This is a genomic window from Mesorhizobium sp. LNHC221B00, from assembly GCF_000502935.1.
Classification (GTDB): Bacteria; Pseudomonadota; Alphaproteobacteria; order Rhizobiales; family Rhizobiaceae; genus Mesorhizobium; species Mesorhizobium opportunistum.
The window spans coordinates 1-26,629 of the sequence record NZ_AYWR01000011.1; the positions used below are offsets into that span (position 1 = coordinate 1).

Consider the following 26,629-nt stretch of genomic DNA (forward strand, 5'->3'; position numbering starts at 1 on the left):
GTCCGCGAGCCGACGGATCTCGGCCATGCGATGCGACACATAGATGATGCCGCCGCCGCGCGGCCCGTACATGCCGACCGCATGGACCTCGTCGATATAGGTCATGGCATTGTGGCGCTCGGCCAGTTCGACGATCTCTCTGATCGGCGCGATATCGCCATCCATCGAATAGACGCTTTCGAAGACGATCAGCTTGGCGCGTTCGCGGCCCGCCGCCTGCAGCAGGCTTTCCAGATGCGCGACGTCATTGTGGCGGAAGATCTTCTTTTCGGCGCCCGAACGCCGCACGCCCTCGATCATCGAGGCGTGGTTCAACTCGTCCGAAATGATCAGGCAGTTGGGCAAAAGCCGGGCGATGGTCGAGATCGACGCTTCGTTGGAGACGAAGCCGGAGGTGAAGACCAGGCCTGCCTCCTTGCCGTGCAGGTCGGCAAGCTCGTGCTCGAGCTCGACCAGCGGGTTCGAGGTGCCGGAAATGTTGCGGGTGCCGCCGGCGCCCGAGCCCATCTTGCCGGCCGCGTCCTGGAACGCGGCGATGACGTCGGGATGCTGGCCCATGCCGAGATAGTCGTTGGAGCACCAGACGGTGATTTCCTCGGCGCGGCCGTTGGACCGCCATATGGCGCGCGGAAACTTGCCCGNGGCGAAGACGCGATAACGCCGCTCGGCATGGAGCTGGTCGATCGCTTCTTCGAAGAACCGCTGGTAGTTCATGTCGGCTTCCCAATTTTGCGCGGGATCATAGTCATTGCCCTTTTGGCCGTCCACCGGGCCGCTTTGGTCAAAATGCCACGCCCCGCACCTGTTCCTAACGATCCCGGATCGTGGCCTATTCCCCTCCACGGTACCCCTTTGGATCACTTTTGTTTCAGCTCTATGCCACATCAAGTGAACGCCGGTTACCTAGGGTACTAATGGCCATCCGCCAGGCTTTCCAGTAAGGCGGTTGTTGAGACAGTTTCCGATAAATCTTGGGTAAGCGAGGACTTGGGATGGCGGTTTTGGTGACAGGCGGCGCCGGCTATATCGGCAGCCATATGGTCTGGGAATTGCTGGATGCCGGCGACAGCGTGGTCGTTCTCGACCGTCTGTCCGCCGGCTTCGAATGGGCGGTGGCGCCGGAGGCAAAGCTGGTCGTCGGCGATGTCGCGGACAAGGAATTGGTCGGGTCGATCATCAGGGACAACAACGTCGACGCCATTATCCATTTCGCCGGCTCCATCGTCGTCCCGGAATCGGTTGCCGACCCGCTCGCCTACTACGAGAACAACACCTCGAAGACCCGCACGCTGATCGAAACCGCGGTTCGCGAGGGCGTGCCCAATTTCATCTTTTCCTCGACCGCCGCCGTCTATGGCGGCGCCGGATTGGAGCCGGTGCGAGAGGATGCCCGCCTGGCGCCGGAATCGCCCTATGGCCTGTCCAAGCTGATGAGCGAATGGATGCTGCGCGATGCCAGCCTCGCGCACGACATCCGCTATACCGCGCTGCGCTACTTCAACGTCGCCGGCGCCGATCCCAAGGGCCGCACCGGCCAGTCGACGCCCGGCGCCACCCATCTTATCAAGGTCGCCTGCGAGACCGCGCTCGGCAAACGGCCATTCATGCAGGTGTTCGGCACCGATTATCCGACACCGGACGGCACCTGCATGCGCGACTACATCCATGTCAGCGACCTGGCGGCGGCGCATCGCCTGGCCCTGCAGCGGCTGCGCGCCGGGGGCAAGAGCCTCGTCGCCAATTGCGGCTACAGCCATGGCTATTCGGTGCTCGAGGTCATCGACAGCGTGCGCCGTGCCTTCGGCCATGATTTCGAGGTGAAGACGGGCGACCGCCGCCCCGGTGACGCCGCGGCAGTGGTTGCCAATTCGGACCTCGCCCGGGCTGAACTCGGCTGGACACCGCAGCGCGACGATCTCGACCAGATCGTCGCCGACGCGCTCGCCTGGGAACGCATCCTGACCGGCAAGAACTCCTCGCGCGGCTGAGTCAGCCCCAAGGGCTCGCAAGCCACCCGGCGAAGCGCTATGGAAGCATTCGCGGAGGGCGCGGACGCGCTGCGCCGTGTCGAGCTTGGGGGATGGCATGAAGATAACGGTGCTCGGAGCCGGCGTTGTCGGTACGGCGGCGGCCTATTACCTGGCCGGCGATGGCCACGAGGTCACCGTGATCGAGCGCCACGCGGCGCCGGCGCGCGGCACCAGCCAGTCGAATGCCGGCCTGGTGTCGCCGGGGGATGCCACCGCCTGGGCCTCGCCGGCGGCATTGAAGACGTTCCTGCGCGCGCTCTACAACCACGATCTCGGCATCAAGGTGCGGTTGCGCTTCGATCCCTATTTCCTCGCCTGGAGCCTGCGTTTCCTGCGCCAATGCACTGTGGCGCGCCTGCGCGCCAACAGCCAGGTCAAGCTGCGCCTGGCGCTCTATTCCAGGGATTGCATCAACGCCATCTCCGCCGAAACGGGCATCGGCTACGACGAGCGCAAGAAGGGCATCCTCTATTTCTTCCGCTCGCAGCACAGTCTCGACACCGGCACCGACAATTACCGCTATCTCGCCGAGCATGGCCTGCCGATCGAGATCGTCGGCCGCGACCGACTGGTGGAGCTTGAACCGGGTCTTGCCGGCGTGAAGGAAAAGATCGCCGGCGGCGTCTATTCGCCGATCGACCAGACGGGCGATTCCCGCCAATTCGTCGAAAAGCTCGCCGCTCATGCCGCCGAGAAGCTTGGCGTGAGATTTCTCTACGGCACCGCGGTCGAGGGGCTGGACATCGAGGGCGACAGGGTGCGCGCGGTGATGACCTCGGCCGGACCGATTGCCGGCGATGCAGTGGTCATTTCTATAGGACCGGAGAGCGGCCTGCTCGGCCGCCGTTACGGCATAGACCTGCCGGTCTACCCGGTGAAGGGCTATACCGCGACCATTCCCCTGGAAGACGAGAGCAAGGGGCCGACCATGGGCGGCGCCGACGAGGATCAGCTGATGGCGTATTCGCGCCTTGGCAATCGGTTGCGATTGGCTTCGACCGCCGAGTTCACCGGCTTCGACCGCACCCACAAACCCAGCGACTTCGCCACCATGTTCAGGACCGGCAAGGATCTGTTCCCCGGCGCCTTCGACGAGAAGAAGGCCGAACTCTGGGCAGGCCTCAGGCCAATGATGCCGAACTCCGTGCCGGTGATCGGCCAGGCGCGCTATGAAAACCTCTACCTCGATACCGGCCACGGCCATGTCGGCTGGACCATGGCCTGCGGCTCGGGAAAATTCCTTGCCGACCTTGTCGCCGGCCGCAAGCCGGAGATCGACCCGCAAGGGCTGGTCTACAGGGGCTAGAGATGTCGGGACCGCAAGTCGCCATCGACCTTGGCCGCATCGAGCGCAACGCCCGCACCATCGTCGACCGCTGCGCGCTGTCCAACATCAAGGTTTTCGGCGTCACCAAGGGCACCTGCGGCATGCCGCAAGTGGCGCGCGCCATGCTGCGGGGCGGCGTTGCCGGCATCGCTGAATCGCGCTTCGAAAATATCCGCCGGCTGCGCGACAGCGGCATCAACGCGCCGATCATGCTCTTGCGCAGCCCGCCGATGGCGCGTGTCGAGGAGGTGGTGCGCACCGTCGACATCAGCCTGCAGTCGGAACTCGCCACTATCCGCGAGATATCGCGCATCGCCGAGCGCATGGGCCGTATCCACGAGATCATGCTGATGATCGATCTCGGCGATCTACGGGAAGGCATCTGGCCGAACGACCTTATCCCGACGGTGGAGCAGATCCTGCAATTCAAGGGCGTGCGCATTGCCGGCATTGGCACCAATCTCGGCTGTTTCGGCGCCATCATGCCGACGCCGGAAAACCTCGGACAGCTCGTCTCCCATGCCTACAAGACCGAGCGCCTGTCCGGCAAAAGTCTCGACTGGATCTCGGGCGGCGCCTCGTCGTCGCTGCAACTGCTGCTTGACGGCAAGCTGCCCGCTGGCATCAATAATCTCAGGGTCGGCGAGGCGATCCTGCAGGGCGGCATCGAGACCTTCCGCGACGTGCCATGGGCTGAACTCGAGCCCGATGCCTGCCGGCTCACCAGCGACATCATCGAGGTCAAGCTCAAGCCGTCGCGGCCGATCGGATCGTCCGGCTATGACGCCTTCGGCAACCAGCCTGTTTTCCCCGATGAGGGCGACAGGCTGCGCGCCATCGCCAATATCGGCCGCGAGGATGTGCTGGTCGAGGGCCTGACGCCGATCGCCAAGGGAATACGGGTGCTCGGCGCTTCGAGCGATCATCTGCTGCTGGATGTTCAGGACGCCGATCCGCGCCCCACCGTCGGCGACCGGGTCGCCTTCCGCATGAGCTATGGCGCCATGCTTTTGGCGATGACTTCGGAATATGTCGAAAAGGCCCCGATGCACGACGTCGAGGATTTTTCCGGCCGCAAGATGGTGTCGATCTCGGCGGAACGGGAAGCCGCCGGCATCCTGGCCCGGGAAGGCACTGGCGCGCGGCTGGAAGCGATCAGTTTCGACGTCGTCGAGCTCGCCGACATCGAGCGGCCGCCCTCGGGGCTGATCCGGCTCGCCGCCGGCGCCGACCGCCGCGTTGCGCACAAGGCGCTGACCGCGACGGCGCGCGCGACGCATTCCTTTGGCCTCATCTGGATCGACTCGGTCGCTGCCTTGATGCCCGAGGACGAAGAGGGGATCGACCTGCCGGAGGGCTCGGTGCTGGCGCGTGCGCTCGGCCTCGACCACAAGGCGGGTGCGATGCAGCCGCAGCTGTCGCCGGAAAATGTCGTCATCATTGGCCTGCGCCATGCCGATCCGGCCGAGGCGCGGGTGCTGAAGGATTCGCGCGTCTCGGCCTTCACCATGACCGACATCGATGCCATGGGCATGCGCGACCTGATGCACGAGGCGATCCGCATCGCCACCTCGGGAACGCAAGGTTTTCATGTCAGCTATTCGCCCACGGTGACCGAGTTTGCCGGCTGGGCGGCCGGTTCCGGCGGATTGACCGTGCGCGAGACGCACCAGGCGATGAGGCAATCGCGCTCTCCGGCAAGTTGCTGTCCATGGACGTTTCAGGCCTGACGGCAGGCCTGGAGCCCAGGATCGGTGCCGACCTGGTCAACTTCGTCATGTCGGCCTTCGGCAAGCGGATCCTATAATCATCCCCGCGCTTCGACCGCCGCGCGCCAGGCATTGACATAGCCGGCCCAGGCCGCGCTGGTCGGCGGTTCAACTCGCTCGCCTTTGCCGTGCGCTGTCACCTGTTTCGTTGCCAGCAACGCCGCGCCGATGCTGGTGCCGGTGGCGGCCTCCGAGGCAATGACGGTGCGCCCCGTGACCGCCGCCAGCATGCCGACAAACAGCCGGTTGCGGGCGAAGGGCCCCTCGACAGTGGTCGGGCCGTCGGCGCCGATCAGGTCGAGGCAGGTCGCCGTCATCAGCGCCAGATAGAACGAGATGGCGGCGAAGCGCTGGCCGCTGTTCATGTCGTCGGCAGCAAGCCAGGTCGCGGCCCGATGTGGGAACGGCCCCGACCCTTGCTGGGTCGACGGCAGCAGCAACGTCCTTCGCGCCAGCATGGCGTCGACATCTTTCTCGGTCCAGTTTTCCGGCTGGCCTTCCGTCAGCAACGAAAATTCGCGCCCGCCCATGAAGCGGGCCGAGGGAACCGGATCGCCGAGCGCGTTGACATTGACCAGCGTGTCGCGCGCCGGGTCGAGCGTGACCTGTTTGCCGCCGACCGCCATCGACACCACCCAGGTGCCGGTCGAGACAACCGAAAACGGTGGCGCGTCGGATAGAAGGTGCGGCAGCAGCGATGCGTTGGAATCGTGCAGGCCGCAAAAAACAGGCGTTTGCGGATCGAGCCCGGTTCGCGCCGCAAGAGCGGGCAGGATCGGGCCGAGACGGTCCCTGGCCGGCCGCATCGGCGCCATCAACCCGCGCCAACCCATGCTATCGACCAGCGACGAAAAATCCGATTTCCACGGGCTCCACAGATCGGTGTGGCAGCCGAGCGAGGTCACCTCGTTGGCGGCGACGCCGGTCAGCCGCAAGGCCCAGTATTGCGGATACATCAGCATGGCGGCGGCTTTTGCGAATTCGGCCGGGAAGCCTTTCTGCTGCCAGAAGAATTGCGCGCCGAGATTGAGGCCGAGCGGCAGGCGCGGCGTGCCGGTCTCGGCGAACGGCGGGCGGACAGCGTCATAATCCGCCGCCAGCCTGTCGGGGCCGTCGAACTCATAGTCGAGCACAGGCAGCACCAGTTCGCCCGCGGCATCGACCAGCACGCCGGTCGCGCCATGGGTGGTGATGGAGATGGCGTCGATGCGCTGTTCGCGGTTGAGGCTTGCCAGGCTATCGAGGATGAACGCCCACAGCGCTTCGACATCGTGATGCGGATAGGGCGCCTCGCGCACCGGGCCATTCGCCATGCGGCGCAGTGCCACCTCGCTCAGCGTTGCGAGATCGACCAGCGCCACCTTGGCGTTGGTCTTGCCGATGTCGATGACGGCGATGTGGCGCATCGCACTCATGCCATATGGAACACGGTTTCCAGTGGCACCGCCACCGGTTCGTTGTCCGGCTTGGTCTCCATGAGGTCGGCCATATCAGCCCACCAGCGCTGCATCACCGGATGCCCAGGCAAATCGGCCATGCCGTGGTCGTCACGCCGCCACAGCACGCCGAACAGGATGTTGGTCTCCTCATCAAGGTGAATCGAATAGTCGGAGACGCCGGCCTGCTTCAACAGCGCGACCAGCGACGGCCAGATTTCGTTGTGGCGCTTCTGGTACTCGGCCTTCATGCCGGGCCTGAGCTTCATCTTGAACGCGTATTTCTCAGCCATCAGCGTCCCCCGCGCAGCCGCCGCCAGACGATCGGCAGTGCGATGACGATGATCAGCAGCAGGCCGATGAAGATCGACATGACGATGCCGGGCACGTTGAGCAGGCCGAGCCCGAAGGTCACCAGTCCCATGATGAAGGCGGCGAGCACGACGCCCAGGATGCTGCCGGCGCCGCCCAGGATGCTGACGCCGCCCAGAACCACCATGGTGATGACTTCGAGCTCGTAGCCCTGCGCGATCGATGGCCTTGTCGAGCCGAGCCGCGAAGTGATCAGCACCGAGGCGATGCCCGCCATCAGTCCGGTCAGGCAGAACAGGGTGAATTTGATGCGGCCGACGCGCACGCCGGAAAACTGCGCCGCGACCGGGTTGTTGCCGATCGCAAAGACGCGGCGGCCGAAGCTCGTGCGATGCAGCAGGAACCAGTAGATTACGGCGGCGATGAGGAAGAGCACCAGTTCGAACGACACCACCCACCAGACATAGCCCTGGCCGAAGAAAGCAAAACTCTCGGGATAGCCCTTGTAGGCCTGGTCGCCGAGGATGATGAAGGCGATGCCGCGAAACAGGCTCATCGTGCCGATGGTGACGACGATCGAGGGCAGGCCGAGCCTTGTCACCAGCAGCCCGTTGAAGGCGCCGCAGCCGAGCCCGACGACGATGCCGATCAGCACCAGCACCGGCGTGCCTGCACCGGCCTGCACCGCCATGCCCATCATGGTCGAGGCCAGCGCGATGATGGCGGCCACCGACAGGTCGATCTCGCCTGAAATGATCAGCAGCGCCATGGCAAAGGCGATCAGGCCCTTCTCGGTGAAGTTGAAGGTCAGGTCCGACAGCGAATAGGGGTCGAGGAAGTAGGGCGAGGCGAAGCTGTTGATGGCGAAGATGGCGACCGCCACCACGATCAGCAGCGCCTCCCATGAAAAGATCGCCGAACGCAGCGGCTTGTCGAGCCGGTCGGGAATGTGGCGCGGGGCAGGGATGTCGGTCATGCCGCCTCCGCTTTTCTCAGGATGATGCGGCCCTGCTGGCGTTCGCCGCGCGCGTTGAGCACGACAGCCAGGATGATGGCGCTGCCCGAGATCGCCATCTGCCAGAAGGGCGAGATGTTGATGACCGGCAGAGCGTTGGAGATGATGCCGAGGAACAACGCGCCGAGCACCGCACCGCCGACCGAGCCGATGCCGCCGGCGATCGAAATGCCGCCGATGACGCAGGCGGCGATGATGTTGAGCTCATAGCCGTTGGCGACCTCGACCGAGGCGATCACATAGCGTGAGATCCAGAGGTAACCGGATAGCCCGCCGACCATGCCGGAGATGCAGAAGACGATGAATTTCGTGCGGCCGACATCGATGCCGGCATAGACCGACGCCGTCGGGTTGACGCCAATGGCGTACATCGAGCGGCCGAGCGCGGTGCGTGTCATCATAACGAAGAACAGCGCGATGACCGCGATGGCGATCCAGGACAGCACCGGTATACCGAGGAAGGCCGCACGCTGGAAGCCGATGAATTCGGGGCTCATCTTGTCGGCATTGACCCAGGCGCCGCCGGACAGGACGAACGTGGCGCCGCGATAGATGGTCAGCGTGCCCAGGGTCACCACGATCGAGGGGATGTTCAGCCGCCACACCAGCAGACCGTTGATGGCGCCAAGCACCAGCCCGACGGCCAGCGCGATGACGATCAGCAGTGGGATCGGGATCGCCGGATGCGCGGCGTTGAGCATCGCCACCACCATGCCGGTGAAGCAGAGGTTCGACGCCATCGACAGGTCGATCGACCGGGTCAGGATGACCACCATCTGGCCGAGCGCCAGGATCATCAGGATCGAGGTGTCGTTGAACACCTGGCGCAGATTGCCGGGATCGGCAAAGGCCGGGAAGCGCGTCGAGATCAGCCCGATCAAAACGATGATCGCCGCGGCCAGCCAGATTTCGCGGTATTTCAACAAAGCCTTCATGCCGCGATCCCCGCTGCCGTCCGGACCAGCGTCTCGGCGTCCAGTTCCTTGTTGTCGTAGACCGCCGCGACCAGCCCTTCGCGCATGACGACGACGCGGTCGGACATGCCGAGGATTTCGGGAAGCTCCGACGATACCATGATCACCGACAGGCCTTGCGCCACCAGCTCGGCCATGAAGCCGTGCACCGCGGCCTTGGAGCCGATGTCGATGCCTTTGGTCGGCTCGTCGAGGATGATCACCTTGGGCGCGGTCGCCAGCCATTTGGCGATGACGATCTTCTGCTGGTTGCCGCCCGACAGCGTGCCGACATCCTGGCTGAGCGAGGAGGCCCGGAGGTCGAGCCGCTCCGTGTAGGAGCGGGCGAGCGAAAACTCTTCCGCCAGCCGCAGCAGGCCGGATTTGGAGGTGCGCTTGAGTGAAGGCAGCGAGACGTTCTGGAAGATCGGCAGGCCGATCACCACGCCTTGCTTGCCGCGCTCCTCCGGCACATAGACGATGCCGGCCTCGATCGAATCCGCCGCGGATTTCGGCGCGATCGCCTTGCCGTCCAGCGTGATGGTGCCGCCCGAAATGCGGGTGATGCCTGAAATCGCCTGCATCACCTCGCTGCGCCCGGCGCCGACAAGGCCATAGAAGCCGAGAATCTCGCCCTTGTGCAGTTCGAAGCCGATGTCGTTGAATTCGGTTGGATGCGAAAGCCCGGAGACGGAGAGCACCGGCGCGCCGATCTCGGCCTTGCGCTGCGGAAAGATGTGATCGACCGAGCGGCCGACCATCATGCGCACGATCTGGCTCTGGGCGGCATCCCTGATCAGGCCTTCACCGACCATCTCGCCGTCGCGGAACACCGTGTAGCGATCGGCGATCCGATAAATCTCGTCGAACTTGTGGCTGATGAACAGGATCGCCTTGCCTTGCCCCTTGAGAAACTCGATGAGCAAAAACAGCTCCTCGATCTCCTTCATCGAAAGCGCGGCGGTCGGCTCGTCCATGATGACGATCTGCGCGTCGATCGACATGGCCCGCGCCACGGCGACCAGATGCTTGTTGGCGATGCCGAGATCCTTCAATCTTGCATCGGCGTCGATATGGCCGGCGTGCATGGTATCGAGCACTTCGCGCGCATTCTTGCGCATCGTACGCCAGTCGATGGTGCCAAATCGCGTGCGCGGCGCGTGGCCGAGAAAGATGTTTTCGGCAACGCTCAGATCGTCGAACAGCACCGTTTCCTGATGGATGGCGGTGACGCCATGGCCGAAGGCCGCATGCGCGCTGGGCAAGGTGACCGGCTGGCCATCTATGCTGATCGTGCCCGCGTCGGGCTGGTAGATGCCGGTCATGATCTTGACCAGCGTCGACTTTCCGGCGCCATTCTCGCCGATGAGCGCTGTCACCTGGCCAGGATAGAGCGACAGGCTGACATTGTGCAGCGCCCGCACGCCGGGAAAGCTCTTGGAGATGCCGGACAGCGTGAGGCGTGGGGCTGCCTTACCCTCCTCCTTGTGGGGAGGGTCGCGAACAATTTGAGCGGGGTGGGGGTCTACTAGCATATCAAGGTCCTGGTGCATGGAGATGTCGCCACCCCCACCCCGTCTCGCCTGCATCGCTTCGCGAAGCCGGCTCGCCGACCCTCCCCACAAGGGGGAGGGTGGTGCGAGCGTCCGAGATCAATAGATCTTGGAGAACTTCTCGATGTTGGACTTGTCGAACTGGAAGGGCGGAGCCATCGCAGCCGAGTTCGAGTCGTCGAGCGTGACCTTGCCGACGCGGCCGATCGACAGCGTCGCACCGGGCTTGGCCTCTTCCTTCTTCACCGCCAGGTCATGGGCGAGGTAGACGGCGGAGTAGCCGAGGTCGATCGGGTTCCAGAGAGCCACCGCCTGGCTGGCGCCGTTGTCGATGAACTTCTTGAACTCGGACGGCAGCGCGAGGCCGGTGACATTGACCTTGCCGATCAGGTTCGCGTCGGTGACGACCTGGGCGGCGGCGACGACGCCGACGGTGGTCGGCGCGATGATCGCCTTGAGGTTCGGATAGGACTTCAACAGGCCCTTGGCCTCGTCGGTGCTCTTGGCCGAATCGTCATCGCCATAGACGGTGGCGACGAGTTTGATCTTGGGGAACTTCTCCGGCAGGATTTTCTTGGCCGCGTCGATCCAGGCGTTCTGGTTGGTCGCGGTCGAGGAGGCCGACAGGATGGCGACGTCGCCGCCCTCAGGCAGATAGTCGGCGGCAAGCTTGATGATGGTCTCACCGATCAGGCCGGTGTCGGACGGGTTGAGGTGAAGCTGGCGGCCTTCCTTGGCGACGCCCGAATCCCAGGAGATGACGGTGATGCCGCGCTCCATGGCCTTCTTCAGCACCGGCACCAGCGCGTCGGCGTCATTGGCCGAAATCGCGATGGCGTTGACCTTCTGCGCGATCAGCGAATTGACCACTTCGATCTGCGCTTCGGCGGTCGCCTTGGTCGGGCCGGTGTAGATGATGTCGACATCGCCGAGTTCCTTGGCCGCCTCTTCGGCGCCCTTGTTGGCGGCATCGAAGAAGCCGTTGCCGAGCGACTTCACCACCAGCGCGATCTTGACGTTTTCTGCGTAGGCGGCATTCACGAACATGGCGGCGGAAAACGCCGCCGTAACCATCAATTTCTTCAGAAAGCTCATCGAATATCCTCCCTTGAGCGTTGCATTCCATCGCCGCTGCGGACGTGAGTTGGCCTCAGGCCTGCAGCGAAGATTCTTCCTTTGCCGATTTGCGGGCGACGATCAGCGTCACCCCCGCGGTCTCCAACATCTTGGCTTCGCGATCCTCGATGCCGTCATCGGTGATGACCGTGGCGATGCGCGACAGGCCGCACAGGATCAGGCTGGAGCGCTTGCGGAATTTCGAGGAGTCGACCAGCACCACCAGCTCGTCGGCCTGGTCGATCAGCTTCTGCTCCGCCTGGATCAACAGCGGATCGCCTTCCATCAGGCCGAGCGGCCCCAACCCTTGAGCGCCCATGAACATGCGGCGCGCGTAGAAATTGCGCGTCACGTCATTGTCGAAGGGCGACAGGATGATGTTCTGCTCGCGGTATATCGTGCCGCCGGACAGCATCACCGTGTTCTTGGAATGCTTGAGCAGATGCTCGGCGATCGGGAACGAATTGGTGAAGATCGGCATGCGCCGGCCGGTCAGGAAATGCACCATCTGGAACGTCGTGGTGCCGCCATTGATGATGATCGGCTCGCCATCCCCGCACAATTCGACCGCTTCACGCGCAATCGCCCGCTTCTGCGAAGCGTTGATCGTTTCGTTGACGGAAAAGGGCCGGCCGGCGAGCCCGATGAACTGTGGCGGCGAGATTGCCTCGGCGCCGCCGCGCACTCGCCGCAGCCGCTTCTGGACATGTAGTGCCGCGATATCACGCCGGATCGTCGCCTCGGAGACCTCCGTCAGGTCGACCATCTCCTGCACCGTCACCACAGGCTTTTCCTGGACGGCGGACAGAATGATCCTGTGGCGCTCTTTTTCGTGCATGGTTCCTCCCTGCCTGGCCATCTAGGCACTCAAAACGAGCAGTGTCAATCATTTCCGATCATATAATTTCATTGTGCAGTGCAATATGATCGATCTTGATCGTTTATGATTGACAATCGGCCGGCTTGCGTAGACATTCCCGGCAAAATGGACTGCACCCTTTTGCGTCCCAGGGAGGATACCTATGCTCGACAAGCGCTCCGGCTCGCGCCTGGCCAATCTGTGGGATGATGCGAAAGCCAAGGGGATGAGCGATCCCGAGCTTCTGGTCTATCGCTCGAACACGCTCGGCTCCGACAAGCGCGTCACCAACTATGGCGGCGGCAACACCTCCTCCAAGATCTGGCAGAAGGATCCGCTCAGCGGCGAGACCGTCGAGGTGCTCTGGGTCAAGGGCTCCGGCGGCGACAGCGCCTCGATCAAGCTCGATGGCTTCGCCACGCTCTACATGGACAAGTTGCGCGCGCTCAAAAGCCTTTATCGCGGCGTCGAGCATGAAGATGAGATGGTCGGCTTCCTGCCGCACTGCACGTTCAATCTCAATCCGCGCGCGGCCTCGATCGACACGCCGCTTCACGCCTATGTGCCGAAGCCTTTTGTCGACCACATGCATCCCGATGCCATCATCGCCATTGCCGCCGCGAAGGATTCCAAGGCGCTGACGAAAGAGATATTCGGCGACGCCATCGGCTGGTTGCCATGGAAGCGGCCGGGCTTCGAACTCGGCCTGTGGCTGGAGAAATTCTGCGTTGAACACCCCGAGGCCAAAGGCGTGATTCTGGAAAGCCACGGCCTGTTCACCTGGGGCGACACACCCAAGGAATGCTACGAAACGACGATCTCGGTGATCAATCAGGCGATCGAGTGGTTCGAGCGCCGCTCCGAGGGCCTCGCCATATTCGGCGGCGAAGCGGTGAAGTCGCTCGACGCCGCCGCACGCCGCGCCATCGCGGCGAAACTGATGCCGAAAATCCGCGGCCTGATCTCGGAGAAGAGCCACAAGCTCGGCCATTTCGACGACCAACCCGCCGTGCTCGAATTCGTCAACTCCAGGGATTTGCGCTCGCTGGCCGCACTTGGCACCTCGTGCCCGGACCACTTCCTGCGCACCAAGATCCGCCCGCTGGTCATCGAGTTCGATCCGGCCAAGCCCGATGTCGACGCCGTCATCGCCCGCCTCGCCGACGACATTGCCACTTATCGCGTCGGCTACCAGGCCTATTACGACAGCTGCAAGCATCCGGATTCGCCCGCCATCCGCGATCCCAACGCCGTCGTCTACCTGATGCCCGGCGTCGGCATGTTCACCTTCGCCGGCGACAAGGCCACCGCGCGCATCTCGGGCGAATTCTACGTCAACGCCATCAATGTCATGCGCGGCGCGTCGACCGTCTCCTCCTATGTCGGCCTGCCCGCGCAGGAAGCCTTCGACATCGAATACTGGCTGCTCGAGGATCTGAAGCTGCAGCGCATGCCCAGACCGAAGTCGCTCGCCGGGCAGATCGCGCTGGTCACCGGCGGCGCCGGCGGCATTGGCCGGGCAACGGCCAACCGCCTGCTGCGCGAAGGCGCCTGCGTGGTGCTGGCCGACATCGACGAGGCCGCGCTCGCCAGCGCCAATGAGGAACTGGCGAACGCCTACGGCAAGGATTTCGTCCGGCCAGTGGTGATCAACGTCACCTCGGAGGACCAGGTCGTCGCGGGCTTCGCCGAGACGGCGGTCGAGTTCGGCGGCATCGACATTCTTGTGTCCAACGCGGGTCTCGCCTCCTCGGCGCCGATCGAGGAGACGACACTGGCGTTGTGGAACAAGAACATGGACATCCTGTCGACTGGCTATTTCCTGGTCTCGCGGGAGGCATTCCGGCTGTTCAGGGTGCAGAAGATCGGCGGCAACGTCGTCTTCGTCGCCTCCAAGAACGGCCTTGCCGCATCGCCCAACGCCGCCGCCTATTGCACCGCCAAGGCGGCCGAGATCCATCTCGCCAGGTGTCTCGCGCTGGAAGGCGCGGAAGCCCAGATCAGGGTCAACGTCGTCAACCCGGACGCCGTCCTGCGCGGCTCGAAGATCTGGACCGGCGAGTGGAAGGAACAGCGCGCCGCCGCCTACAAGATGTCGACCGACGATCTGGAAGAGCACTACCGCTCGCGCTCGATGCTGAAGCGTTCGGTGTTTCCCGAAGACATCGCGGAAGCGATCTACTTCTTCGCTTCCGACATGTCGGCCAAGTCGACCGGCAACATCGTCAACGTCGACGCCGGCAACGCGCAGAGCTTCACGCGCTAGGCCTTCTTCCTTCTCCCGTTCACGGGGAGAAGGTGGCCCGAAGGGCCGGATGAGCGGTAGCGCTGACGGAACGCATTTTGGGAGGAATAGCAGTTGTCCGAAACCATCATCTCCACCGAAATCGTCGAAAAGGACAACGCCGCGCGCAAAGCCAACCTCGAGCGTGACTACGCCTCGCTCGGCGAACGCCTCGACCGTCGCGGCATCGCCATCGACGCCATCCGCGACAAGGTCGAGAAATTCGCCGTGGCCATCCCTTCCTGGGGTGTCGGCACTGGCGGCACGCGCTTTGCCCGTTTTCCCGGTGCCGGCGAACCGCGCGACATCTTCGACAAGATCGAGGATTGCGCCGTCATCCAGCAATTGACACAGGCGACGCCGACCGTCTCCTTGCACATTCCGTGGGACAAGGCCGATCCCAACCGGCTGAAGCAGGCGGCCTCGCGCTTCGGTCTCGGCTTCGACGCCATGAATTCCAACACCTTCTCGGACGCCAGGGACCAGAAGCTGTCCTACAAATTCGGCTCGCTGTCGCACGCCGACGCCGGAACGCGCCGGCAAGCGGTCGAGCACAATCTCGAATGCATCGAGATCGGCAGGACGCTGGGCTCCAAGGCGCTGACGGTGTGGATCGGCGACGGCTCGAACTTCCCGGGCCAGGTGAATTTCGCCAAAGCGTTCGAGCGCTATCTCGACGCCATGAAGCAAATCTATGCCGGGCTGCCGGCGGACTGGAAGCTGTTCAGCGAACACAAGATGTACGAGCCGGCCTTCTATTCCACCGTCGTGCAGGACTGGGGCACCAACTACATCATCGCCAGGGAGCTGGGCGACAAGGCCTTCTGCCTAGTCGACCTTGGCCACCACGCGCCCAACGTCAACATCGAGATGATCGTGTCGCGGCTGATCCAGTTCCGGAAACTCGGCGGCTTCCACTTCAACGATTCCAAATATGGCGACGACGATCTCGATGCCGGTTCGATCGACCCCTACCGGCTGTTCCTGGTCTTCAACGAACTGGTCGATGCCGAGATCTCCGGCGCCGAAGGTTTCGACCCCGCCCATATGCTCGACCAGAGCCACAACGTCACCGATCCGATCGAAAGCTTGATGCTGTCGGCGGTCGAGGTGCAGCGCGCCTATGCGCAGGCGCTGCTGGTCGACCGCAAGGCGCTCGAAGGCTTCCAGGAGGCCAATGACGCGCTGATGGCGACGCAGACGCTGAAAGCGGCCTACCGCACCGACGTCGAGCCGATCCTCGCCATGGCGCGGCTGAAGACCGGCGGCGCCATCGATCCCGTCGCCGCCTACCGTGCCGCGGGCTACCGAGCCAAGGTCGCGGGAGAGCGTCCGGCGGTCGCTGGCGGGAGCGGCGGGATAGTGTAGCCCATAGTTCGACGTTTCAGTCGATCCGACAGGGGCGAGGACAGCACTTGAGCACCCCCCTCTGCCCTGCCGGGCATCTCCCCCGCAAGGGGGGAGATTGGTCGCTTCATCGGCGGGGCTCTTCCTGCAACGTCGGAGATTGGCGGGGGGAGATGTCCGGCAGGACAGAGGGGGGTGAAGGATCGCCACCCGTTATTATTGGCTGGACTAACCCACCCCAAGAGGGTCTTCTAGGCGCACCCCTCACGCTCCCGGAGGCACGCCATGCCGCTCACCCGCAGAACGCTGATCGCCGCCAGTCTATCGTTGATGCTTACCCTTCAGTCGGTGGCGGCTTTCGCTGCCTCGCCGGCGCCGGCCAAGGGCGAACACGGCATGGTGGTGACGGCCCAGCACCTGGCATCCGAAGTCGGCGTCGAGGTGTTGAAGAAGGGCGGCAATGCCGTCGATGCGGCGGTCGCGGTCGGCTATGCGCTCGCCGTCGTCTACCCGAACGCCGGCAATATCGGCGGCGGCGGGTTCATGACCATCCGCTTCAAGGACGGCAAATCGACCTTCCTCGATTTCCGCGAGCGCGCGCCGCTGGCGGCGACCAAGACCATGTATCTCGACAAGGACGGCAAGCCGGTGAAGGGCGCGAGCCTGGATGGCTACCTCGCCGTCGGCGTGCCGGGCTCGGTGGCCGGCTTCGAGATGGCGCGTGAAAGATATGGGACGCTGTCCCGGCAAGACCTTATGGCGCCGGCGATCACCTATGCCAAGGACGGCTTCGTCCTCAACCAGGGCGATGCCGCGTCCCTTGCCGGCAATGCGGAGCGGCTGGCCAAGGATCCCGCCGCGGCCGCCATTTTCCTGAAGCCCGATGGCAAGCCCTATGGCATCGGCGAGCGGCTGGTCCAGCCTGATCTTGCCGCCTCGCTCTCGGCGATTTCCGACAAAGGTCCTGATGCTTTCTACAAAGGCGCGATCGCCGACGCCATCGTCAAGGCAAGCGGCGCCAAGGGCGGCATCCTGGCCAAACCAGATTTCGAGCAATATGCGGTGCGCGAACTCAAACCGGTGACGTGCAGCTATCGCGGCTATGAGATCACATCCTCGCCGCCGCCAAGCTCGGGCGGTGTCATCATCTGCGAGATACTCAACGTGCTGGAGGGCTATCCGCTGTCCTATCTCGGCGCGGGCTCGGCGGAGACGGTTCATGTCATGGTCGAGGCCATGCGCCACGCCTATGTCGACCGCAATTCGGCACTTGGCGATCCCGATTTCGTCGACAACCCGGTCTCCAAGCTTCTCGACAAGGCTTACGCCAAGGACATCCGCGACAAGATCGATCCGTTCCGGGCCGGGGTCTCGCAGGACCTGATGCCGAAGGGCTTTGGCGAGTCGAAGGAGACGACCCACTACTCCATCATCGACAATGACGGCAATGCGGTCGCGGTGACCTACACGCTGAACGGCTCGTTCGGCGCCGGCGTCGTCGCCGACGACACCGGCATCCTGCTCAACAACGAGATGGACGATTTCACCCAGAAGCCCGGCGTGCCCAACCTTTATGGGCTGGTCCAGGGCGAGGCCAATGCGATCCAGCCGAAGAAGACGCCGCTGTCATCGATGAGCCCGACCATCGTCGCCAGGGACGGCAAGCCGTTCATGGTCATCGGCAGCCCGGGCGGCTCGCGCATCATCACCATCACGCTGGAAGCGATCGTCAACGTCATCGACCACGGGATGAACATCCAGGAGGCGATCGACGCGCCGCGCATCCACCACCAGTGGCTGCCCGACACGGTTTACATCGAGCCATTCGGCCTGTCGCCCGACACCGAAAGGTTGCTGGCCGGCATGGGCTATCACCTCGATCTGAGCGACAAGACCTGGGGCCAGGCCGCCGGCATTCTCGTTGGCGGCAAGAGCCTGGCGGAAATCGAGAAGGGCGGAGGCGCGCGCTATAATGGCGCCATCGACAGCCGTGCCGTGTCAGGCGAGGCGCTGGGATATTGACAGGCCCGCGGCCTGTCCCGTCCGGGACGAAACCGGGTTCGCATTTCGGGATTGCGCTCTGGTTTGCGGCCCGGCCCGGGCCGTCAAGTAACCGCCGTCAATTAATCGTCGTCAGGTCACCAGCGTGATGGTCGATGCGATCAGCATCAGGGCGGCGATGGCGACGAACAGCGCGTAGATGCGCGGCCGGTCGAGCAGAAGTGCGTTTCCGGAGATCCACGCCGATGTGGCGCCGCCCAGCGCGAAGAGGAAGCCGTTGCGGTGGCCGAAGGTCATCGATGCGGCCATCAGCCCGCCAATGATCAGGGCGCCGAACACGATGATCACGGCGACCGCGTATTTCTCGAAATCGTTGTTACCGATCCCCGGCCCGATCGCGTTCAGATTTGGCAGGTCGTCCGGATCGAAAGGGTTGGCCGACCCATACTCGTCTTGACCTAAGGATTCTCGCATCACTCGTTCTCCGCTGACCGGCAACAAACCATCAACACTTGCCGAGCGCAACCCGATCGTATGTCCCCCTAGGTGCTGAATGCCATCTTCAACACGTTCCAGCGGCGCTCGTCACTGTCTTTTCGGGCACATGACTTGACGATCTGGCAATTAGCGCCCGCGTTGGGCAATGCCAGGGACGAATTCGTTTTCCGCTCTTCGCGACTGCGGCCGCGAGTCGCAGCGCCGGGTCTGTCGCCGGAATGGTGGCCTCCTGAGCATCTTAAATCTTGGCTATGAAGGTCATGTTTCATAGTCAACCGGCATTGGTCGCTCTAGGCCAGGGTCCGCAGACAGGCATCGCACGTTGAAAGCAGATCAGGATAACCGGCTGGGCAAGGCAGCCGATCGCCCCTGCGGTCGGATGACCCGGCGCGGCGCACTTGCGCTGTTCGTGCTGCCTTTGGCCGCAACCATGGTTCGGCCGACCGACGCAATGCACGCCGGCGAGAACCACATGTCGATCCTGCCTGTGACAGTCAACCGAGCTGTGCAGGCGGCGTTCGCGGTGCGGCAAGGGAATATCGCCGCTGCCGAACGCCTGCCTCGGTAAGAGGCGCCGTCATTCCTGTGAAGGGGGCGCGCTCAATCGACGATAGGGGATGCCATCGAATCTTGCCGTCACAAAATCCGTGACGGACATCCTGCGCTTGCGTCCGTCGCTGCAGGCGTAGACCGGCCAACCGGCATCGCTGCATTCGCTGGCAGCGCAGATACGCGCCAGGCAGTTACCGATCGTCAACCGGAAGCCGCCCTTGCCGGCGAAGCCTTGCAACAAGCTGCCATCCGCCGACCGCCATGTCCGCGCACGGAATTCCGCCCGCAAAAGCGATGGTTCGAGAGGGACCGCAAGATTGGTTTCGCCGGCACGCCCTGCGAACTGCAGACGGAAATGCGCCATTGCAGTCGTGTACGCGGTCACAAGATCCGATTCGCGAAAATAGGCGATCGCCAGATTGGAGCGGTCAAGCAGATGAGACATGCGCTCGGTTGCTTCTACCGGCGTCAGCAAGGCAACAAAGACAAGAAAGGCGAAGCAAGCTCGCGACATTTTCCAGCAGCCATATCGATCCCGGCCTGCCGGTGTGGCCCCGGTTGCCCTCCCGCAACATCCCGCCAATCGTCGCCCTGCGCAAGCCGCTTGCTGAGGCAGTCCAAAGGTGGCGTGGTGTACAACTCGCAAGGCCACCAGTTAAAGGGCTTGGAGCCGAAGGCGATGACGACGAATTTGCGCGGGCTTGGCGAGGTGCAGGCGGCGTTTGCGATAAGGAGGACACCTGCCGCCAGACAGGTTTCTTAGCCGGCGCGGGCCGGCGGCAGTTCGAACAGATTGGCGCCGTTATCCTGGCCGCGCTCGACATAGCCGATGATGTGAAACCACCTGGCGACATCGGGTCCTTGGAGCCAGCTGCGGGAGTGGATGGGAAGGTTACCGGCGAGGGCCTGGATATGCCTTATATGCCGCTTGCAGAAACGGACGGTCGAGGCCCGGAAGAAATCATCCTGCGCGGCGAACAGCGTATCGGCGGCGTCGCTGCTTTCATGCCACGCGATGATTGCCACGGTCTTCTCGCCCTCGGCCAGCGCGTGCGCGCGGCCCTCCTTCAAATTCATCATCAGGTTGTCGTAGGCGATCTTGCTGTCCTTGCCGGCGGCGACGTATTCGTCCGACATCCGCTTGGAGAGACCATGAAAGACGTCCTCGAGATCGCCGAGCGTAGCTGCGCGTGCTCTCATTTCACCTCCTGCAGCCCCAAGGGAAGTTTGCCCTAGGGTTGAGGGGGCGCCAAGCAAATTGAATCCCGATACGGGCTGATCAGAGCAAAGCCGTTCCGCCAGATCACGGGCGAAGTCGCAACGGGGTCTTGGGGAGAAGGTCGACAGTCGTGACGCCGGCCAACCGTTGCACGCGGTCGGCCAAGTTTGCCTCAGCCAGCTTTGCCAGTGCGTGCCCGACTTCCTGCGCCGAGTCGTGCCGAAGCCTTCCGGGCTGGCGGATCGATCTTCACCATCTGTCGCTTGGCCTCGCTCACCCGGCGTTGAGCAGACCGTATCCGGCCGCACAACGCCAAGCTGATGCCGACGCCGCAATCATCTCCGAGCAATTCTTCAGCGCGTTCGAGATCCAGCTTCGCCCGGCTGACACTCTGCCTGGCCTTCGCCAGTTCCATCTCCAGCAGATCCATTCTTCCGCTCCCATTTGGGTTGCGGTCCCTTCGCTTCGTTAACCGCGGCTGATCGCGTTGGTTCCGACAACGACTAATCACGGATGGCGAATTACATATTTGAAGCTGGCCTGATGGGTGGCCGAGGTCGATAATCCGGCCTCTGCCGTGGTTTGAGCGGAACATCGGCTAGCGATACCCGCACCGGCTTGCCGGGCAACGATGGCACGGCAGCAGCCTGACGCTTGCGCAGCGCGGCTGACAGCTTGGAAACGAAGTCTCGTATCTCCATGGGCGCTCCTCCCGAGCAGCCCCCCAAGCTTGCATACACTACCGCGGCAGTCTCTGCATTTAACTTTGATGTACCGGCAGGCGCTTCGCGACCGGCCCCGGGGATCAAACGGGAAGGCTCAGCTGCGATCCTGCATCTGTGCCTTCTCAAGGCACGACAAGAAACCAAACCCCGGTAGCTGTTCTGGGTGAGATAAGTGTCTGAATTTGCTTGGAAAAATGGTGCCCAGAGGCGGAATCCAAGTGAAGGAAATCCGGCTGCGTTTTCTTATGGTTAGGACTCACATAGCAACCGTGCCAACCAACAGAAGTACCAACAAAATATTTCTGTGGATTAGTTCCGTTCCCAAATTCTCTGTTTGCTCGACGCCGGCATACCCGCACCTTATCTTATAAGCCGATAGCCGTTGCTACTCGGGTGGCCATGTTAGTGCCCTCGATGACCCGCCGTGATGTGGGTTCGAGTCGGTAGAGGGATACCGTCAATACAGTGCCGCTACCGAATTCGTTTGCTAATTCGACTTCTTGCCCTCTCGACCGCCAGTCTTGAACATGTTGCTGATCGACCAATCTGACCATGTTCAAAGAGTCAGCGAGGTCGGACGTGCATACCGTTTCCCGTGAAGAGCTGTACACGCTAGTTTGGTCAAAGCCGTTGAACAAGGTGGCCGCAGACTACGGGATCACCGGGACAGCGCTGAAGAAGACGTGTAACCGGCACCGCATTCCAACGCCTCCCCTCGGTTATTGGGCGAAGCTCGAGCACGGCAAGCCGGTTACGAAACCCGAGTTGCCCAAGCTGGACGATCCACAACTCGGTCAGGTGCGGATCGTCGGCAGTATGGTGCAGCGGCCGCCAGAGAGTGTTCGATCCGCAAAGGATAGAGCACGGACGTCGCTTGAACAGCAGGGACACCCGGCACCGGAACCCCACGCACGACCAATAGGTTCGGAACTGCCTTCGCTGAACCTAAATCCTTGCAGCTACTCGGCGTGCAATCTCGAAGACCCGCTCCGACGAGCAGGGTTTTGTGACTGCCCGGGGCCAAGGCGTTGTGCCGCTGAGGATCGCGCCAGCATCGATCAAGCGAGCCATCGAAGTCTTTAGCCAATTCGTGTTCATCGCTGAGGCACAGGGATACCGGACAGAAGCGATGGAGAACGGCTTGGCGCTGATAGTCGATGAAGAATCCATCGCTTTCAGTCTCGAGGAGAAGTCGCAGAAGGTTCCGCATGAACCCACCGCCGCGGAGCTGAAAGAGTGGAACCGACGGGCGAGTTTGGGCTATGCCAGCCGGCCCTGGCCGAACTACGACTACGCCCCATCAGGCCGTCTGGCTATCATCATCGATGCCAACGCCTATTCCGGTCTCCGGCGAACCTATGCAGATGGCAAGACGCGGACGCTGGAGAACATGCTGCCGGAAGTGTTCGCCGGTTTCGCCGAGCACGCCGCCATGAAAAAGGAACGAAGGCGGGCAGAAGAAGCCCGCGCCCGCGCCTGGAGAGAAGCCGAAGCCCAACGCCTTCGCCGGGCCGCCTTTGAAGCACGGGAAAAACGACGCATGGAGTTTGTGGATGCGGTCCACGAGCAGTTAATCGAGCGCGCCAAACTGTCCTCGGTCCTATCCCACCTGGAGAACATGGCGGCAGAAGACGCTTGTCGGGTTGGCGCTATGGTCGCGTGGATGCGCCGCCGCCTCCTGCAGATCGATGTCCTCATTGGCCCTCGCTTCCTCGATATCTCTTCGAGATCTGCAAAGGTGGGCTTCGAAGAGCCGTGTACGGGGTCCGACGATGAGGAGGAGAGGGACCTTGGCTATCTGCCACCTATCGAACTTGAGTACTGGTCTATTGATGAGGAGAAGGGTCTCGCCACTGCAACCACTCGCTACGATTGGATCAAGGAATCGGGGCTGGATGGAAACCAGAACAGTGATCGGAACGCAGAACCGCAGACGAATTCTGACTGAGACGCCAACTTCGTGAGATGGCTCGCGCCGTCGCAGCCAATGGCAATCGATGAAATCGCGGATGCGGCATTTGCCAAGGTTGGGGTCGAGCGTTCGAATCGCTTCACCCGCTCCTGGTTTCCTTCGGGAACCAAGCATCGAAAAGCCTCGGTTCGCCGCGGCTTTTTCGTTTTTGGGCCGGCCCAGATCGAGGCCGGCCAAAAAGGCGCTTCGAGGCGGCGGCTACCACAGGGTTACACGTTCCCGTGAATTCGGTGGATTGCAATCGCGGCGTCGCGAGGATGTGTGTCAGTTCACATCACCAGGAACCAGCCGGCGGCCGGCGTAGCAAGCTCAATGGCGGGAGCTAGTATCTCCGATACTTGCTTTCTTACGTGGCTTGAGGCTCCTATGGGCGAAATGTGCGTCGCGATTGGGGGAAATATGAAGGCGTCTGAAGTTAATCTACTAAAGTTCATCCGGAAGTCGCCCCAGTTCGTGATTCCAATCTACCAACGGAATTATTCCTGGAATGAGGTCCAGTGCCGCCAGCTCTGGCGCGATCTCATGCTAGCGGGCAGCAACGATGGCATCAATGCTCACTTCATCGGTGCTATCGTCTATGTTGAGAGGGCACTATCTACTGTTGCTAGCCAGGAGGCCCTTCTCGTAATCGATGGGCAGCAACGCTTAACGACAAGCACCTTGCTGATCGCGGCTCTAGCGAAACACTTTGAGGAAAACAGGCTGGAGGAAATACTTGAATCGTTTTCCGCTCGAAAACTAAAAAACTACTATCTACTGAATCCCGACGAGTCTGGAGAGCGCCACTATAAGCTCCTACTTTCCGAGGCAGACAGGGAAACAATGCTAGCACTGCTGCGGGAGGCGCCACTGCCTGCGGAAAGTAGCACCCGAGTGCTCGAAAATTTCAAGCTCTTTCAGTCCCTCATCGTGGAGAATGCGAACAAACTCGAGGCCATCTGCAAGGGGCTGTCCAAATTGGTCATAGTTGAGGTCGCTTTAGATAGATCCCAGGATAATCCGCAGCTCATCTTTGAGAGTATGAATTCCACCGGCCTCGAGCTTAGCCAAGCAGACCTGATCCGAAATTTCATTCTTATGGGACTGGAGCCGCGACTTCAAACCGAGCTCTATACCAGTTACTGGCGACCGATGGAAAAAGCGTTTGGCCAAGCTGCCTATACTTCTCATTTTGATGCTTTTATGCGTCATTACCTAACCACAAAGACCGGAGAAATTCCAAACGTTCGGCAGGTTTACTTGGCCTTTAAAAGTTATGCGCAGAGGTTCAAGGGAAACGTCAGCGATCTGGTCGCCGAGATCCACTCGTTCGCAACATACTACTGCGCCATGGCCCTGGACGCCGAGAAGGATTACAACCTCAACCAAGCCTTCCGGGACCTTCGTGAGCTGAAGGTCGATGTGTCATATCCTTTCCTGCTGGACGTCTACCACGACTACCGCAATGGGTTGCTGGAGCTGCCCGACGTGATCAAGGTTGTGCGTTTGGTTGAGAGCTACGTTTTCCGCCGTGCCATCTGTTCGTTCCCGACCAACTCTCTGAACAAGACGTTCTCACAGATGAGCCGGACGCTGGACAAGAGCCGATATCTGGAGAGCCTCCAGGCCTCGTTCATGATGCAGCCATCCTACCGGCGCTTTCCGAGCGACGCTGAATTCGAGCGCGACTTCAAGGTGCGCGACCTCTATAATTTCCGAAGCCGTAGCTATTGGCTGCGCCGCCTCGAGAACCACGGCCGCAGGGAACGCGTCATGGTCGAGGACTATACGATCGAGCATATTCTGCCTCAGAACCCTGATATCTCCAGCACATGGAAAGCGGAACTTGGCAAAGACTGGCAGAGTGTCCATCAGACTTACCTGCACACGCTTGGGAACTTGACGCTGAGCGCTTATAACAGCGAATATAGTGATCGACCGTTCGCGATAAAGCGAGACCAGATCAAAGACAAAGACGGCAATTCTGTCGGTCTGGCATTTAGCCCGCTGAAGCTTAACCAGGGCCTGGGCCAAGTGCAGGTGTGGAACGAAATATCCATCAAAGCCCGGGCGGACCGGCTGGCCGCAGAATCGACTAAAGTGTGGGGGGCGCCTGAATTGAAGCAGGAGGTGCTGGACACGTTCCGCCCCCCAGCCCCGGTGGTACCGGCCCACATCTACACGATAGAAGACCATCCGAACCTGTCGCCAGGACCGATTCAGGATCTCTTCTTCATGCTACGCAAGTCGATCCTTAGCCTTGACCCCGCTGTTACCGAGGAATTCTGGAAGGTCTACGTGGCTTATAAAGCAGAGACCAATTTCGTCGATGTTGTGCCGCAAACGAAGGCACTTCGGCTATCCATCAACGTCCCGTTTCATGAGATCGAGGATCCGAAGAACGCGTGTATCGACGTATCGAATTTAGGTCGGTGGGGAAACGGCGACGTCGAACTCAAGATCTCTGGCTTGGATGATCTGCCATATGCGATGGGGATGATCAGACAGGCCTTCGACCGACAAATGGGAAGCACTGCAGATATGGAGACATGAGCGCTGAGCATTAGGGCCTGGGGTTGAGCATCCAAATCACTTCACCCGCCTCGTGTTTGGAAAACCAAGCGTCGAGAAGCCTTAGTCGTCGCCGCTTTTCGTAGTAAGACAGAACGAATGTCCCCGGGCCTTATCGCCGCCAGCCCGCCTTCGTGAAAAAGCCGGGAAACTCTACCTTCCGGCGGTCCAGAGAATGGTATCGGAGCAGAAATGGTCGCGGCTCTAATCGCAACTGGATGACAGTTCAGTGGCGGGACACGCCCACGTAGCTGCGCCGCTGCTGAAAGGCGCGTGGCTGGCAATGGCGCCCAGGTCCTTATTGCGACCAGCGAGCGGTTGGAATCCGTAGAGGTGGCTCTTCGTAACAAGCGATGCCAGCTTATCAAATTCGACGGGCGCTTGATCCGCCGTCTGGATGAGACTGCGACGCCATGATCGGTCCTATTTCTGGGCTAACACTGACGGCGGGCACGCCGTTGGTCGCGGCCGTCCAGGGGCAGAGCCTCGAGGGGGAGTGTGCCGCCTTCGCTGTCTTCGTGGGCGAAGAATGCGCCGATGCGTGTCCAGAAGCCCTTCTGGCCTTCTTCCCGGGCGTCGCGCACGGTGTAGGCGAGGTAGGTCGGGCTCTTCGACTCGGTCTTTTTGCCTTGGTGTTGCTCGTGTTCTTCATGGTCATTTCCTTTGGTGATTGGTTTCTGTCCCGGAGGACGGTTCCAAAGGGGGCCGACGCCTGAGGCTGGGTTGTCCCCAACTCGGGAGCGAAGCGAAGGAGCGGGCAGAAACGGGACAAGACGGCCGCGTCGGCCACATTAACCGTCACTCACTCCGGGCAGACCTCCAACCGAAATGCATTGATGACCTAGCAAACCATTGGCCTCGACGGGTATCCGACCGCAAAGGCGTCACCGCGCCCATTGGAGATGACAGAAGGGTTCAACACCATCGGACCCTTTTCCCAATAAGTACGGTTTTGGCGGCATCCTTTTGCGGACTACGGCGGAGTTGGCTCGCAGCGTGGGTGCGTGGGTATTGCAGGGGACTACTGAACTGACTCTAACCTGCACGCTGGTATGGTACGGATGATCAGCTGCTCGATTGCCTGCCACCCCAGAATGGCTCTAAGTCATCC

At 62.0% G+C, this 26,629-nt stretch carries 23 protein-coding genes; 11 read left to right on the forward strand and 12 right to left on the reverse strand.

Annotated features, from left to right (window positions below; genetic code table 11):
* Window positions 1-714, reverse strand: a 714-nt coding sequence (gene hemA, locus X741_RS151855; protein ID WP_023778099.1) for a 5-aminolevulinate synthase, incomplete at its 3' end; no start/stop codon positions are given.
* Between the two features lie 278 nt (window positions 715-992).
* Here hemA and galE point away from each other — a divergent pair.
* The 3 genes from galE (at window position 993) to X741_RS01000000166580 (ending at window position 5,087) form a co-directional block, all read left to right on the forward strand.
* Window positions 993-1,988 (forward strand): UDP-glucose 4-epimerase GalE, encoded by a 996-nt coding sequence (gene galE / locus X741_RS151850; RefSeq protein WP_023778100.1) that lies wholly within the window; start codon window positions 993-995, stop codon window positions 1,986-1,988.
* 97 nt (window positions 1,989-2,085) lie between these two features.
* Window positions 2,086-3,336: a D-amino acid dehydrogenase gene (locus X741_RS151845; RefSeq protein WP_023778101.1), complete on the forward strand. Its 1,251-nt coding sequence runs from the start codon at window positions 2,086-2,088 to the stop codon at window positions 3,334-3,336.
* 2 nt (window positions 3,337-3,338) lie between these two features.
* Window positions 3,339-5,087: an alanine racemase gene (locus tag X741_RS01000000166580; RefSeq protein ID WP_245272708.1), complete on the forward strand. Its 1,749-nt coding sequence runs from the start codon at window positions 3,339-3,341 to the stop codon at window positions 5,085-5,087.
* 77 nt (window positions 5,088-5,164) lie between these two features.
* Here X741_RS01000000166580 and X741_RS151840 read toward each other — a convergent pair whose 3' ends face one another.
* From X741_RS151840 to X741_RS151810, 7 genes are all read right to left on the reverse strand, one after another.
* Window positions 5,165-6,541, reverse strand: a complete 1,377-nt coding sequence (locus X741_RS151840) for an FGGY-family carbohydrate kinase (RefSeq protein WP_023778102.1) — start codon at window positions 6,539-6,541, stop codon at window positions 5,165-5,167.
* Window positions 6,538-6,855 carry an L-rhamnose mutarotase gene (rhaM, locus tag X741_RS151835; protein ID WP_023778103.1) on the reverse strand — a complete coding sequence of 106 codons (318 nt, stop codon included), beginning with the start codon at window positions 6,853-6,855 and terminating at the stop codon, window positions 6,538-6,540. The genes X741_RS151840 and rhaM overlap by 4 nt, the downstream gene beginning before the upstream one ends.
* Window positions 6,855-7,850, reverse strand: coding sequence for an ABC transporter permease (locus X741_RS151830; protein ID WP_023778104.1), 996 nt, complete (start codon window positions 7,848-7,850; stop codon window positions 6,855-6,857). Before X741_RS151830 ends, rhaM begins: the two co-directional genes overlap by 1 nt.
* Window positions 7,847-8,824: an ABC transporter permease gene (locus X741_RS151825; protein ID WP_023778105.1), complete on the reverse strand. Its 978-nt coding sequence runs from the start codon at window positions 8,822-8,824 to the stop codon at window positions 7,847-7,849. The genes X741_RS151830 and X741_RS151825 overlap by 4 nt, the downstream gene beginning before the upstream one ends.
* Window positions 8,821-10,377, reverse strand: coding sequence for a sugar ABC transporter ATP-binding protein (locus tag X741_RS151820; RefSeq protein WP_023778106.1), 1,557 nt, complete (start codon window positions 10,375-10,377; stop codon window positions 8,821-8,823). Before X741_RS151820 ends, X741_RS151825 begins: the two co-directional genes overlap by 4 nt.
* 117 nt (window positions 10,378-10,494) lie before the next feature.
* Window positions 10,495-11,490: a rhamnose ABC transporter substrate-binding protein gene (rhaS, locus tag X741_RS151815; protein ID WP_023769316.1), complete on the reverse strand. Its 996-nt coding sequence runs from the start codon at window positions 11,488-11,490 to the stop codon at window positions 10,495-10,497.
* 55 nt (window positions 11,491-11,545) lie between these two features.
* Window positions 11,546-12,349 (reverse strand): DeoR/GlpR family DNA-binding transcription regulator, encoded by an 804-nt coding sequence (locus X741_RS151810; RefSeq protein ID WP_023778107.1) that lies wholly within the window; start codon window positions 12,347-12,349, stop codon window positions 11,546-11,548.
* A 184-nt stretch (window positions 12,350-12,533) separates the two neighbouring features.
* Between X741_RS151810 and X741_RS151805 the strand changes: the two genes are divergently transcribed.
* From X741_RS151805 to ggt, 3 genes are all read left to right on the forward strand, one after another.
* The gene (locus X741_RS151805) at window positions 12,534-14,636 is read left to right on the forward strand and encodes a bifunctional rhamnulose-1-phosphate aldolase/short-chain dehydrogenase (RefSeq protein ID WP_023778108.1); all 2,103 of its coding nucleotides are present in this window, start codon (window positions 12,534-12,536) and stop codon (window positions 14,634-14,636) included.
* Between the two features lie 93 nt (window positions 14,637-14,729).
* Complete coding sequence (gene rhaI, locus X741_RS151800; RefSeq protein WP_023778109.1) at window positions 14,730-16,022, forward strand: L-rhamnose catabolism isomerase; 1,293 nt, start codon at window positions 14,730-14,732, stop codon at window positions 16,020-16,022.
* A gap of 264 nt (window positions 16,023-16,286) precedes the next feature.
* Entirely contained in the window at window positions 16,287-18,023 is a 1,737-nt protein-coding gene (ggt, locus tag X741_RS151795; RefSeq protein WP_023778110.1) for a gamma-glutamyltransferase, read from the forward strand.
* A gap of 111 nt (window positions 18,024-18,134) precedes the next feature.
* Here the strand turns inward: ggt and X741_RS1000000170880 are convergent, their stop codons facing one another.
* Complete coding sequence (locus X741_RS1000000170880; RefSeq protein ID WP_013897228.1) at window positions 18,135-18,476, reverse strand: hypothetical protein; 342 nt, start codon at window positions 18,474-18,476, stop codon at window positions 18,135-18,137.
* Between the two features lie 346 nt (window positions 18,477-18,822).
* On the opposite strand from X741_RS1000000170880, the gene X741_RS1000000170885 reads away from it, so the two are divergent.
* A complete protein-coding gene (locus tag X741_RS1000000170885; protein WP_245272709.1) occupies window positions 18,823-19,068 on the forward strand; it encodes a hypothetical protein in 246 nt (81 codons plus the stop codon).
* A gap of 9 nt (window positions 19,069-19,077) precedes the next feature.
* Here the strand turns inward: X741_RS1000000170885 and X741_RS151785 are convergent, their stop codons facing one another.
* The 3 genes from X741_RS151785 to X741_RS0134675 all read right to left on the reverse strand — a co-directional run bounded on the left by X741_RS151785 (window position 19,078) and on the right by X741_RS0134675 (window position 20,701).
* Window positions 19,078-19,527, reverse strand: coding sequence for a hypothetical protein (locus X741_RS151785; protein ID WP_245272710.1), 450 nt, complete (start codon window positions 19,525-19,527; stop codon window positions 19,078-19,080).
* 284 nt (window positions 19,528-19,811) lie between these two features.
* The gene (locus X741_RS151780; RefSeq protein WP_023778114.1) at window positions 19,812-20,252 is read right to left on the reverse strand and encodes a hypothetical protein; all 441 of its coding nucleotides are present in this window, start codon (window positions 20,250-20,252) and stop codon (window positions 19,812-19,814) included.
* A gap of 191 nt (window positions 20,253-20,443) precedes the next feature.
* The gene (locus tag X741_RS0134675; RefSeq protein ID WP_023769324.1) at window positions 20,444-20,701 is read right to left on the reverse strand and encodes a hypothetical protein; all 258 of its coding nucleotides are present in this window, start codon (window positions 20,699-20,701) and stop codon (window positions 20,444-20,446) included.
* 1,301 nt (window positions 20,702-22,002) lie between these two features.
* Here X741_RS0134675 and X741_RS151775 point away from each other — a divergent pair.
* From X741_RS151775 to X741_RS1000000169735, 4 genes are all read left to right on the forward strand, one after another.
* On the forward strand, window positions 22,003-22,944 hold the full coding sequence (locus X741_RS151775) for a hypothetical protein (RefSeq protein ID WP_031250060.1): 942 nt from the start codon (window positions 22,003-22,005) through the stop codon (window positions 22,942-22,944).
* 39 nt (window positions 22,945-22,983) lie between these two features.
* The gene (locus X741_RS151770) at window positions 22,984-23,193 is read left to right on the forward strand and encodes a hypothetical protein (protein ID WP_023778117.1); all 210 of its coding nucleotides are present in this window, start codon (window positions 22,984-22,986) and stop codon (window positions 23,191-23,193) included.
* A 174-nt stretch (window positions 23,194-23,367) separates the two neighbouring features.
* A complete protein-coding gene (locus X741_RS151765) occupies window positions 23,368-25,500 on the forward strand; it encodes a DUF262 and DUF1524 domain-containing protein (RefSeq protein WP_023778118.1) in 2,133 nt (710 codons plus the stop codon).
* Between the two features lie 431 nt (window positions 25,501-25,931).
* The gene (locus tag X741_RS1000000169735; RefSeq protein WP_023778119.1) at window positions 25,932-26,234 is read left to right on the forward strand and encodes a hypothetical protein; all 303 of its coding nucleotides are present in this window, start codon (window positions 25,932-25,934) and stop codon (window positions 26,232-26,234) included.
* The last annotated feature ends 395 nt before the right edge of the window (window positions 26,235-26,629 follow it).